Genomic DNA, 12,217 nt, shown 5'->3' with positions numbered 1-12,217 from the left:
TGTTCAGGCTATGTCCACCCGTCCGGCGCTCAGGCAACGTCCGGGCGCTCCCGGCACCCCAGCGCGTGTCGGTGGTCGTCCCTAGGCTGGAGCCATGGAACCGACCCGCTCCGTGCGCCCCTTCGAGGTGATCTCCGAGTACCAGCCGAGCGGCGACCAGCCGACGGCCATCGCGCAGCTCGCCGGCCGGGTGAACGCGGGCGAGACCGACATCGTGCTGCTGGGCGCGACGGGAACCGGCAAGTCGGCCACGACGGCCTGGCTCGTCGAGGCCGTGCAGCGCCCGACGCTCGTGCTCGCGCACAACAAGACGCTCGCCGCGCAGCTCGCGAACGAGTTCCGCGAGCTGCTGCCGAACAACGCGGTCGAGTACTTCGTCAGCTACTACGACTACTACCAGCCCGAGGCCTACGTGCCGCAGACCGATACCTTCATCGAGAAGGACTCCTCGGTCAACGCCGAGGTCGAGCGCCTGCGTCACTCGACGACGAACTCGCTGCTGTCGCGGCGCGACGTCATCGTCGTGTCCACGGTCTCGTGCATCTACGGCCTCGGCGCGGCAGAGGAGTACCTGGATGCGATGGTCGCCGTGCAGGTGGGTGATCGCGTCTCGCGCGACCGCCTCATCCGCCAGTTCGTCAACATGCAGTACGAGCGCAACGACATCGACTTCTCGCGCGGCAAGTTCCGCGTGCGCGGCGACACGATCGAGATCATCCCGATGTACGAGGAGCACGCGATCCGCATCGAGATGTTCGGTGACGAGATCGAGGCGCTCTACGAGCTGCACGCGCTCACCGGCGAGGTGATCCGCAAGATGGATGCGATCTCGGTGTTCCCGGCGACGCACTACGCGGCCAGCCCCGAGACGATGCACAAGGCGATCGGCACGATCAAGTCCGAGCTGGGGGAGCGGCTGCCCGAGCTCGAGCGCCAGGGCAAGCTGCTCGAGGCCCAGCGCCTGCGCATGCGCACGACCTTCGACCTCGAGATGATGGAGCAGATCGGGTTCTGCAACGGCATCGAGAACTACTCGCGGCACATGGACGGCCGCGTCGCCGGCCAGCCGCCGAACACGCTGCTCGACTACTTCCCCGACGACTTCCTCGTCGTCATCGACGAGTCGCACGTGACCGTGCCGCAGATCGGCGCGATGTACGAGGGCGACGCGAGCCGCAAGCGCACGCTCGTCGAGCACGGCTTCCGCCTGCCGAGCGCGCTCGACAACCGGCCGCTGCGCTGGGAGGAGTTCCTCGACCGCGTCGGGCAGAAGGTGTACCTCTCGGCGACCCCGGGGCGCTACGAGATGGGCGTCGCCGACGGCGTGGTCGAGCAGATCATCCGCCCGACCGGCCTCGTCGACCCGAAGATCGTGGTCAAGCCCTCGAAGGGGCAGATCGACGACCTGCTCGAGGAGATCCGCACCCGCGTCGAGCGCGATGAGCGCGTGCTGGTCACGACGCTGACCAAGAAGATGGCCGAGGAGCTCACCGACTTCCTCGGCGAGGCGGGCGTGCAGGTGCGCTACCTGCACAGCGACGTCGACACGCTGCGCCGCGTCGAGCTGCTGACCGAGCTGCGCGCCGGCGTCTACGACGTGCTCGTCGGCATCAACCTGCTGCGCGAGGGGCTCGACCTGCCCGAGGTGTCGCTGGTCGCGATCCTGGATGCCGACAAGGAGGGCTTCCTGCGCAGCTCGACCTCGCTCATCCAGACCATCGGCCGCGCCGCGCGCAACGTGTCGGGCGAGGTGCACATGTACGCCGACAACATGACCGACTCGATGGCCTCGGCGATCGAGGAGACCGAGCGGCGCCGCGAGAAGCAGATCGCCTACAACGTCGAGAACGGCATCGAGCCGACCGCGCTGCGCAAGCGCATCGCCGACATCACCGACGTGCTGGCGCGCGAGGGCGCCGACACGGCGAAGCTGCTTTCGGGGCGCGACCCCGGCAAGCGGGCCGCGACGCCGAACCTGCGGCGCGAGGGCCTGGCCGCGAAGGGCGCCAACGAGCTCGAGGCGATCATCGCCGATCTGAACAGCCAGATGCTCGCCGCCGCCGATGAGCTCAAGTTCGAGCTGGCCGGGCGGCTGCGCGACGAGCTCTCCGACCTCAAGAAGGAGCTGCGGCAGATGGAGGCCGCGGGGCACGTGCGCTGATCCCGCCGTGCTGCGGAGTCGCCTCCGGCGGGGTCCCGCGCTGATGGGGAGTGCTCTCCATCGCGTCGGAGCGGACGGGGGAGCACCATGGTGTCATCCCCGACGGGCGTCGAAGACCCCTCGACTTCTCGGTTAGGGTGATTCGGACTTCACGACGAGACACGGAGCAGAGCGCATGTCCACCCCGAACGATCCGAACGCGTATCCGCAGCAGCACGGTCAGCAGCCGAACGGCGGCTTCGGATACGGGTCGCCGCAGGGCGCTCCGCAGCAGCAGCCGACCCCGCCGCAGGGCGCGCCCGCCGGCGCCCCGTACGGCGCGGCCTACGGCGGCGGCACCCCCGTCGCCCCCACGGCGACGCCGGGCCCCGACGGCCGTCACCCCGGCTACCCGAACGCGACGCCGGGCATGACCGGTCTCGCCCGCGGCATCGTGATCGGCGGCATCGTTCTGGCCGCCCTCGTGGTCGGCGTCTTCGCCGTCAACACGATCCGCGACGTCGCGTTCTCGCCCAAGGCCGTGGCGATGGAGTACCTCAACGCGATCGCGTCGGGCGACCTCGAGAAGGCCGACAAGATGATCGAGCCCGACGGCACCGGCAGCCCCGATACCTCGCTCGTGAACAGCGAGGTGCTGAAGTCGGCCGAGAACCGCATCTCCGACGTGAAGGTCTCGCGCATCTCGAGCGGCGGCTACGCCACGATCAGCTACAAGCTCGACGGCCGCACCAACAACGACTACCTGCGCCTCGAGCGCGACGGCAAGCAGGCCGTCTTCTTCGACAAGTGGGTCATCGCCGACTCGCTCGCCGGCACCATCACGGTCAGCGCCCGCGGGGCCGACGCCGTGTCGGTCAACGGCGTCGAGGTCGATCTGCCGCAGAAGGACTACGGCGTCGTGCGCATGGTCGCCTACCCGGGTGTCTACGACGTGTCGATCCCCGACACCAGCAAGTGGCTCGCTGCCGACAAGGCCAAGCTCGTCGTCGGCGGCAGCGCCGCCTCGTACTCGTCGGCCGACCTCGAGGTCAAGCCGACGCAGGCGCTCGAGAAGGAGGTCGAGTCGCAGGTCAAGGCCTACCTCGACGAGTGCGCGGCCAGCACCGACACGCGTCCGAGCGGATGCCCCTTCCGCACCTACGCCTACGGCGACGTGCAGGGCCTCAGCTGGAAGATCGACAGCTACCCCGACCTGACGATCGACTCGGGCAGCAGCATCCGCTTCTCGGGTGAGAACGGATCGGCGACGGCGACGTACCAGCAGCGCTACAGCTCGAGCTCGGCGTACGAGACCCAGGTCGACACCGACACGTTCTACCTCTACGGCGACGTGACGATCTCCGGCGGCAAGGTCAAGATCACCTACTCCTGACCCGCGGAACACGGTCGCGACGACGACCCGGCGCATCGAGCGAGGCGGAGCCGAGATGACCACCCCTCCGAGGAGCGATCCTGCTCCGCCTCCCTTCGATCTCGGCTACCGCCGCGCGAACGAGCTGCCGGCCGACCACGGGCGTCGCGCCGTCTTCTCCGAGGCGCCGCGTGCCGACGTCCCGCCGGTCGCCGCGGGCGCGAACCCGTCAGCGGCGCCGACCGGGCTCTCGCGTCGCGGGCGCCGGGTGCGCGCCATCGCCATCTCGGCGGCCGTGCTTCTCGTGCTGATCATCGCGAGCAGCATCACGATCGGCGCCGTCAACCGCGCCATGTTCGCGCCGACCGGCACGGCCGAGCAGTACCTGCGCCTGGTCGCCCGCGGTGATGTCGCGCAGGCCGTGAAGCTGGCGCCGCCGACCGCCGACGGCGGGTCCGCGCTGCTGGTCGACGCGGCGCTGGCGGATCCCGAGAGCCGCCTCCAGGACTGGAAGCTCGGCGACGTGCGCCGCACGACGAGCGACGGCGTCGACCGAGCCGTCATCGAGGTCGAGTACCAGCTGGGCGGCGCCGAGGTGCAGACCGAGATCGAGCTCGAGTCCCGCGGCCGTCAGTGGGGCGTCTTCGACGACTGGCGCGTCGTGCGCGGCCTCGACCGCGAGCTGAGCGTGCGCATCGACACCGTCGACACCGCGACCGTCAACGGCGTGGATGTCGACGTCGACGGCGGGCAGGCCGTGTTCGCCGTGCTGCCGGGCCGCTACGACGCCGAGTACCGCGACTCGCGCTGGCTCTACGCCGCGAGCGCTTCGACCGCCGTCGGCGCCGACGACGACAAGGCGGCGATCAGCCTCAGTCTCGGCGCCTCGCACGATCTGGCCGCCCTGGTGCAGCCGGTGGCCGACGGCGAGGTCGACGCCTGCCTCGCGCAGACCGCCTCGATGCCCGCCGGGTGCCCCTTCGGCACGAGCATCCGCGGCGTCGACGCCGTCACCTGGTCGGTCGAGTCGTACCCGCGCCTCGACTTCCGCCTCGTCGACGAGCACGAGCTCAGCTGGTCGGGCGAGGGCGTGGTCGTCGCCACCTACACCCGCGACGACGGCGCCGGGCCCGAGACCAGCACGCGCCGGGTGCGCTCGGTCGTCAGCGGGTCCGTCGCGCTCGACGGCGCCGAGCCGACCGTGACGGCCGACTGATGGCCGACCTGCGCGACGAGCCGCGCTTCGACGAGCACGGTCGGCGCGTGCTCTATATCCGGCCGTGGATGACCGTCACGGCGTCGCTCGTGGTGCTCGCGCTGATCGCCGGAGTCGCTGCGGTCGCCGTCGTCAATGCGCAGTGGTTCTCGCCCGAGCAGCGGGTGCGGGACTACCTCGACGCGATCGCGCACGGGCAGGTGCGCGCGGCGATCGCGATGGAGGAGCGCGACGACGCCGGGGAGTCCGACGCCGCCGACGACGCCGACGAGACCGACGCCGACCCGCTGCTCGTCGATGCCGCGCTGCCCGCCGGGTCGCGCATCCGCGACATCCGCATCGGCGCCGTCAGCCAGCACGTGGGCCGTGAGTGGGACGAGGCGACCGTGAAGGTCGCCTACGCGCTGGGCGGCGAGACCGTGCACACGGAGGTCCGTCTGCGGTCTCCGCGCTTCGACAAGCCCCGCGTGCTGCTCGACAGCTGGCAGGTCACCGAGCCGCTGCGGGGCCAGATCTCCGTCTCGACGGCGATCGGCTTCGACATCCACGAGCTGCCGGGAGCTCCCGTGCAGGTCAACGGCGTCGACGTCGATCTGGAGAACGGCGCACCGCGGTCGTTCGCGGTCATGCCCGGCCGCTACGAGGCGAGCTGGGCGGGCGATCGCTGGCAGACGGCGGGGCCGGTCTGGACGTACATGTCCGACACGCTCGGCGATCGCAGTCTGCTGCTGCAGGCGCAGGCGACCGACGATCTCGCGGCCCAGATCGACCCGGTGGCCGACGCGCGCATCGCGGCCTGCCTGCACACGAGCGACCCCTGGCCGAACCGGGGCGACTGCCTGATGCCCGGTCTGCCCGCGCGCACCGGGCCCGTCAGCTGGAGCCTGGGGTCGCGGCAGCCGGCGCAGGTGTCGATCCAGCCCGACGGCGCCTTCGAGTGGCGGGTGGAGGGGGTCGCCGTCGCGACCTACGACGTCACCGACCGGTCGGGTGCGACGTCATCCCAGCAGCGGGAGTCGACCATCGTGCTGCGCGGATCGGGCTCCTTCGACGGCGACACGGTGACCGTGACGGTCGACGAGTGATCACCGACCCGGCGGCTAGGGTGGCGACATGAGCGACCGCTGGAGCCACGTCTCGTCGTCGCCCACCCGCAGCGGGGCCGACCAGGGCGCCGAGCTCGACGCCGACGACCTCTTCGGCACGGCGGCGCCGGTCGCGCCGCCGCTCGACGAGCGGCTGCGGCAGGCCTACTTCTGGCTCGTGAACCGGGCCGTCATCTCGCCGTTCTACGACGTCGAGTTCTCGCGGGATGCGCCGCTCTCGTTCGAGCTGGGCGACGCGGGCGCGCGGCTCGAGCTGGCGACCGACCAGTCGTACTCGTCGAACGTGCTGCTGCCGCTGCTGACCTTCGCCGTCGGCGGACGCTGCCTGCTGATCGGCGGGCCGGGGCGCGGCAAGACGACACTCGCCGTGCTCATGGGCGTGCTGGCGGGCGACGAGCCCGCCGCCGTGCGCACGGCCGTCGTGCAGGGTCAGCCGCAGCTCACCGTGAGCGACCTCGTGGGCGCCCCGTTGCCGCGCGACCTGGTCGAGGCCGAGAGCCTGGATGCGGTGCGGGTCGCCTGGCGCGGCTGGCTCGCCCGGCCGGTGAAGATCGTCGACGAGTACAACCGCATCCCGACGAAGACGCAGTCGGCGCTGCTCACGATGGTGGCCGAGGGCTACGTCGAGAGCTACGACCAGCAGCTGCGCACGGCGGGGGAGTCGGGGGTCGACGCCTGGTACTTCACGGCGAACGACGACGCCGGCGGCGGCACCTTCCCGGTCATCCAGGCGCTGCGCGATCGCATGGATGTGACGGTCGCGGCGCTCGGCTTCAACAGCCGCTTCTTCGGCGAGCTGGTGGCGCGGGTCGAGCGCGGCGAGCGCCCCGAGGACCACGTGCCGCCCGAGCTGCGCTTCGACGCCGAGGGGCGGCGCAGCATGGCCGCCGAGATCCGCGCGGTGCCGGTGCCGGCGCCCGTGCTGCGGCGGCTGGAGTTCTTCACGAGTCACTTCGAGTTCGTGCAGCACGGCGGTCGCGCCTTCGAGTACCGCACCAAGGACACGGTGGCGACGGCCGGCGCGAGCGTCGCCGAGGTGATCGAGAGCAACGGCGGCGCCGACCTCGAGGCCGACCTCGGGGCGCAGACCACCAACAGCATCTCGGTGCGCGCGCTGCAGACGCTCGTGCTGTACGCGAAGGCGATGGCCTGGTTCCGCGGCGTCGCCGAGGTCACGCACGACGACGTGGCGGCCGTGCTGCCCTTCGTGCTGCGCGGCAAGCTGCTGCCGAACCCGACGCATCCGCGCTTCGAGGGCGAGCTCGATCGCGAGCTGGCGACGGATGCGGTGGCCTGGCTGCGCGATCTGTGGCGGCAGTCGTCGGCGCAGTTCGCCACGCTGCGCCGTGACCGGGAGGATCCGGTGGGTCGGCTGCTCGCCGAGGCCGCGCCCGGGCTCGAGGGGCTGGATGCGCTGACCACGTCGCGGCGGGTGACCGCGGTCGAGTCGGCGATCGGCGCGATCGCCGCGACCGGCAAGCTCTACGGCCGCGACTACGACGACCTGCTCGCCCTCAAATACCTGCACCAGCGCTACACGAACTACCTGCGCTGGCTCGAGTCGTCGCGGCGATGATGCGCCACCCCGGGGTGTCGGCGAACGACGCCGGCGTCGTCGCGGATCCGGGCGCGCTGCCCGAGCCGCTCGCCGCCACGGTCGAGCGCGTCGCGACCTGGGGCGGCGACGTCGCCCGCTACCGGGCCGCCGCGGCGGCCGGGCTGGCGGCGCTGGATGCCGCGGGGCACGATGCGACAGCGGCGACCGACGCGGCGGTGCGCGCGCTGGGCACGCTCGCGGCGTGGCGCTCCGGCATCCCGGCGTTCCGGCGCAGCGCTCACGAGGGCGCCGGCGCGTTGCCGGATGCGGCGGTGGCGGCCGTGCTCGGCATCGGCGTCGCGGCGGTGGCGGACTGGCGTGCGGCGGCGGACGATCCGCTGTTCTGGCCCGGGACCGGACCCGGTGACGAGATCGTGCGCGTCGGCGGATTCCGCGGGCTCGGCGGAGCCTGGACCGCCCCTCCCGCGCAGGTCGTGGTCGGCGCCGGCGAGGATCTCGCCGTGCGGGCCGACGGCGCCTGGTGGCGGGTCGAGCTGGATGCGGTGGGCGTGCGCCTGCACGCGCTCGAGTCCGTGCCGCTCGGAGCCGACGCGCCCGCGGGGGCCGCGCATCCCGACGCCCGTCTCGAGGCCGCGATCGCGCCCGACAGCTACCTCGTGACCGTGCGGCGGCGCGCGTGAGCCGCGCGGCGCACCCGGGATCGCGGGCGCGGCCGCAGCCGCTGCCGCCCGAGCTCGCGCCGGCGTGGGAGGAGGCGCAGGAGCTGTGGGGCGTGCGCCTGCACCCCGCGCAGATCGAGCCGAAGGCCGGGCAGCCGAGCTTCGCCTGGTTCGGTTTCCCGCCGCAGGTGACCGTCGACCCGGTCGAGGCGCGGCGCGTCGGCGCCGACCGGGAGTGGGCGACCGTGTTCGCGCACGAGATCGGCCACCACGTGCTGTCGCCGAGCACGCGGATCGCGAGTCTGAAGATCCGCCAGCAGATGGCGCGGGCGCTCGTGGCGAGCTCGTTCGAGGCGCCGCACGACCTCGCCGATCGCGCGGCCCTGATGGCGAATCTCTGGTCCGACATGCTGATCAACGTGCGCGTCGCCGAGATGCAGGCGCAGCGGGATGCGCGCGACGGCGTCGTGCGCGAGCCCGGCATGATCCGTCTCTGGCGTCTGCTGTCGACCGAGCCGCCGGGTCGGCTGTTCTGGGTCGTGCTGCGTGCCTACGAGCACCTGTGGGACCTGCCCGACGGCAGCCTGGTGCCGATCGAGCCGCCCGCCGCCCCGCCGCCGCCCGCGGTACCGGAGCCCTCGGCGGCGCGCGCGACCGCGGTCGCTGAGCGGTTCCGCGAGCAGCAGGCGAAGCTCGACGCCGCGACCGCCGAGGCCGAGCGCGCGCACGCCGAGCTGCTCGCGCTGACCCGCACGCATCCCGAGGCCGACGCGCGTCTGCTGGCGCGGACGGTGCGCACCTTCGGCGACGACCCGATCCGCGGCGCGCTGCGGGCGGGGATGATCTTGGCCCCGTACCTGCTCGAGGCCGATCGTGCCGGCGGCGGCGGCGGGCGCGGCTCCGGGCGCGGCCGCCCGGGTCGCGGCGGCGCGGGCGATGCGGGCGGCACGGGCGTGCCCTGCGCCGGCGAGATCGGCAGCCCCGATCCCACGGAGGCCGAGCTCGGCGAGGTGCTGCGGGATGCGCGCCTCAGCGAGACCCCGCAGCATCCGGCGCTGGAGGCGGGCGGCGGCAGCGGCGCGAGCGCCGTGCAGGAGGTCGCGACGAGCGCCGGCGCGCCCGCCGCCTCGGGCGGTCAGGGCTATGGGCTCGCGCAGACGCTCGAGCTCTACGGGCCGGCGATGGCGGACCGCGTGCTGCGCGCGTGGTACCTCGACGGCGCCCGGCGCTGGGTGACGCCGCTGCGGGAGCCCGCCGTGCCCGAGCCGACCGGGGAGCAGATCCCCGGGCCGACCGAGATCTGGGGCGTCGACGACGAGCTGACGGCGGTCGACTGGCGGGCGACGCTCGCGGCGGCGCCGCGGATCGTGCCGGGCGTCACCACGCGCCGGCGCACCTGGCTCGACGATGATCCGCCCGTGCGCGAGGAGGGCATCGACCTCGACCTCTGGGTCGACTCCTCGGGTTCGATGCCAAGGCCCTCGGCCGATTCGCCGGCGCTGCTGGCCGGGGCGATCCTGCTCGAATCGGTGCTCGCGGGCGGCGGGCGCGTGCAGGTCACCTCGTTCTCGGGCCCGGGTCAGGTCGCCGGCCTCGAGCGGCCGACGCGCAACCGCAGCGAGGCGATCGGCGCGCTGCTGCACTACTTCGGCGGCGGCACGACCTTCCCGCTCGACCTGCTCGGCCGGCGCTACCGCGAGCAGCGTCGTCGCGCCGACAGGCGGCGGCATCTCGTCGTGCTCTCGGACGGCGGGCTCGAGTCGCTGTTCGGGCGCGGCCAGGACGGGCTCGAGCACGTCGCGGGCGAGGTGCGGGCGAAGGTCGACACCGCGACCCTGCTGGTGATCGGGTGGCTCGGCGATCTGCCGGCGCTCGCGCGGACCAACGGGTACACGCTCGAGCACATCGCCACGCACGCCGACGCCCCGGCGGCCTGTCGGCGTCTCGCCGCCACGATCGTGCGCACCGCGAAGGAGGACGCCCGTGACTGACCGTCCCGATCCCCGGCCGGCCGGGGGCGGACTCGGCGACCAGCCGCTGCGCCGCTGGTTCGACCTGCGCCTCGACGAGGTGCGCGTCTGGGACGCTCTCGCGCCCGGGCCGTCGCTCGACGTCGTGCAGACCCGGCTCTCGTCGGCGCCGCAGGCCTTCCTCGCCGATGCGGTGTCGCTCGTCGCGCTCGCGGGCGATGTGCTGGCCGGCGCGCCCGATCACGTGCGGGCGAGCGCCGCCGCCATCGCCGCCGAGGCGCAGCCCGATCCGGCGAGCCGTCAGGGCGCGGCGCTCGCGCTCTGGCTCTGGGCCAGCGACGAGCTGCTCGAGCCCTTCGATCCGCCTCTGGATGCGCGCTGGGCCCATTCCTCGATCGGCGCGCTCGCCTTCCGGCTCGCGCCGGTCGCGCCCCCGCGACGCTGGCTGTCGGACGACGACACCCGCGAGGAGGCCGCCCGCCTGTTCCTGCTGTGGAGCGGACGGCTGCCGGCCGGGGAGGACGTGCCGACGGCGCGGGCCCGCTGGGAGCGCCGCGACAGCCTGGCCCGCGACGCGGCGCTGCGCGAGCTCGTCGCCGACGAGGAGCACCGGCGGCGCATCCAGGCGGCTCTGGCCGAGAAGCGCGCGGCGGAGGCGGCGGCCCGCTACTCGCATGAGTGAGGCGGATGCCCGCATCAGCGATCCGGCCGCTCCTCGGAGCGCGACGGAGCCGATCGCCGACATCGTGCTGCCGCACTACGTGCCCGGCTCGACCGTCGCGCTGAGCGACGAGGAGCGCTGGCCGGGGCTGGCCCCGCACGACCGCGACCGACTCGAGGCAGTGCTCGCGCATCCCGCCGCGCCGGTCTGGCGGCATCGCGTCGGCCACCGGCTCGCGGCCGACGGCGTCGCTCGCGCGCGCACCGAGCTGCCGGCCGACGACTGGCTGCCCGGGCATCTCGCGGTCGCGCGGGCTCTGCCCGCCTATCGGGCCCTGCGGGGAAGCGACGACGCGGGCCTCCGTGAGCTCGACGACTTCCCGCTGATCTCGCGCCGCGACCTCGCCGCCGACGTCGCGGGCTTCGTGCCGCGCGACGCGGATCTCGGCCGGCTCGTGCAGGGCTCGAGCTCGGGGTCGACCGGGGCGGCGCTGCTGCTGCCCGACGACACCGAGGACGTCGCGCGCACCTTCTGGCTCGTGCGCCGGCTGCTCGCCGGGCTCGGCGTCGACTGGCAGCCGGATGCGCGGCGCCTGGCGCTCGCTCTCGTCGTGCACCAGCGGCAGGCGTTCACCTACGCCTCGCCCATCCCGGGGTTCGCCGGCGATGTCGTCACCGACGCTGACGCGGCGGGCCCGCACGCTCCGGGCGCCGCCGCCGCCGGCCCGGGCATCATGGCCCGCCTCAACCTCGACGCCCGCGACTGGCCCGTCGCCGACCGCGTCGCCTTCCTGCGCGCGCACGACCCGCAGGTGATCAGCGGCAACCCGAGCAGCCTCGCGACCCTGCTCGAGCCCGACACGGCTGCGGCCGTGGCGCCGCTCGCGATCGTGAGCGGCGCCCTGCACCTGACCGCCCCGCTGCGGGCGGCGCTCGAGGCGCGCTTCGGCGTTCCGGTGCTCGACCTCTACGGCCTGCACGAGACCCGCCCGATCGCCTGGCGGGCCGACGACGGTCCGTTCCGCGTGCTCGACACGCGCGTGCGGGTCGAGGTGGCCGACGATGCGGGCCGGATGCTCGCCCCGGACGCCGAGGGAGCGACCCCGCGCGGCGAGCTCGTCGTCACGGCCGGCAGCAATCCGCTGCTGCCGCTCGTGCGCTACCGCACGGGCGACCACGGACGCCTCGTGCTGCGCGACGGCGCCCCGGCGATCGCCGACCTCGAGGGGCGCGAGCACGTCGACTTCGTCACGGCCGACGGCGCGCCGATCAACACGGTCGACCTCACCCAGTACCTGCAGGATGCGGGCGCGCTGGCCTGGTCGCTCACCCAGCGGCTCGACGGCTCGGTGCTGGCGCGCATCGCCGGGGGAGACGCGCCCGCCGCGGCCCGCCGCATCCACGCCCTGCTCGGGGTGCCGGTCGAGGTGGATGCGGTGCCCCGCCCGATCGACCTCGGCGAGGGCAAGCCGCGGCGCTACCTCCGGGAGGGCTGAGCAGGGCTCCGCCGAGAGCGGACCGTCCGGCGGATGTCGG

General features: G+C 73.5%; 9 protein-coding genes. All 9 read left to right on the top strand.

Annotated features, from left to right (window positions below; translation table 11 throughout):
• Window positions 1–94: 94 nt before the first annotated feature.
• Complete coding sequence (uvrB, locus tag FJ658_RS12930; RefSeq protein ID WP_141145772.1) at window positions 95–2,161, top strand: excinuclease ABC subunit UvrB; 2,067 nt, start codon at window positions 95–97, stop codon at window positions 2,159–2,161.
• A gap of 175 nt (window positions 2,162–2,336) precedes the next feature.
• Window positions 2,337–3,533 carry a hypothetical protein gene (locus FJ658_RS12925; RefSeq protein ID WP_141145771.1) on the top strand — a complete coding sequence of 399 codons (1,197 nt, stop codon included), beginning with the start codon at window positions 2,337–2,339 and terminating at the stop codon, window positions 3,531–3,533.
• 55 nt (window positions 3,534–3,588) lie between these two features.
• Complete coding sequence (locus FJ658_RS12920) at window positions 3,589–4,728, top strand: hypothetical protein (RefSeq protein ID WP_141145770.1); 1,140 nt, start codon at window positions 3,589–3,591, stop codon at window positions 4,726–4,728.
• Window positions 4,728–5,813 carry a hypothetical protein gene (locus FJ658_RS12915; RefSeq protein ID WP_141145769.1) on the top strand — a complete coding sequence of 362 codons (1,086 nt, stop codon included), beginning with the start codon at window positions 4,728–4,730 and terminating at the stop codon, window positions 5,811–5,813. Before FJ658_RS12920 ends, FJ658_RS12915 begins: the two co-directional genes overlap by 1 nt.
• 28 nt (window positions 5,814–5,841) lie before the next feature.
• A complete protein-coding gene (locus FJ658_RS12910) occupies window positions 5,842–7,410 on the top strand; it encodes a MoxR family ATPase (RefSeq protein ID WP_141145768.1) in 1,569 nt (522 codons plus the stop codon).
• Window positions 7,407–8,072 carry a hypothetical protein gene (locus tag FJ658_RS12905; RefSeq protein WP_141145767.1) on the top strand — a complete coding sequence of 222 codons (666 nt, stop codon included), beginning with the start codon at window positions 7,407–7,409 and terminating at the stop codon, window positions 8,070–8,072. Before FJ658_RS12910 ends, FJ658_RS12905 begins: the two co-directional genes overlap by 4 nt.
• On the top strand, window positions 8,069–10,042 hold the full coding sequence (locus FJ658_RS12900; protein ID WP_255447716.1) for a VWA domain-containing protein: 1,974 nt from the start codon (window positions 8,069–8,071) through the stop codon (window positions 10,040–10,042). The genes FJ658_RS12905 and FJ658_RS12900 overlap by 4 nt, the downstream gene beginning before the upstream one ends.
• Window positions 10,035–10,703, top strand: coding sequence for a phosphohydrolase (locus FJ658_RS12895; protein WP_255447715.1), 669 nt, complete (start codon window positions 10,035–10,037; stop codon window positions 10,701–10,703). The genes FJ658_RS12900 and FJ658_RS12895 overlap by 8 nt, the downstream gene beginning before the upstream one ends.
• Window positions 10,696–12,177, top strand: coding sequence for a CoF synthetase (locus tag FJ658_RS12890; protein ID WP_255447714.1), 1,482 nt, complete (start codon window positions 10,696–10,698; stop codon window positions 12,175–12,177). Before FJ658_RS12895 ends, FJ658_RS12890 begins: the two co-directional genes overlap by 8 nt.
• Window positions 12,178–12,217: the final 40 nt, after the last annotated feature.

Source organism: Schumannella sp. 10F1B-5-1, assembly GCF_006517535.1.
Taxonomy (GTDB): Bacteria; Actinomycetota; Actinomycetes; order Actinomycetales; family Microbacteriaceae; genus Schumannella.
This window is presented reverse-complemented; position numbering and strand designations above follow the sequence as displayed.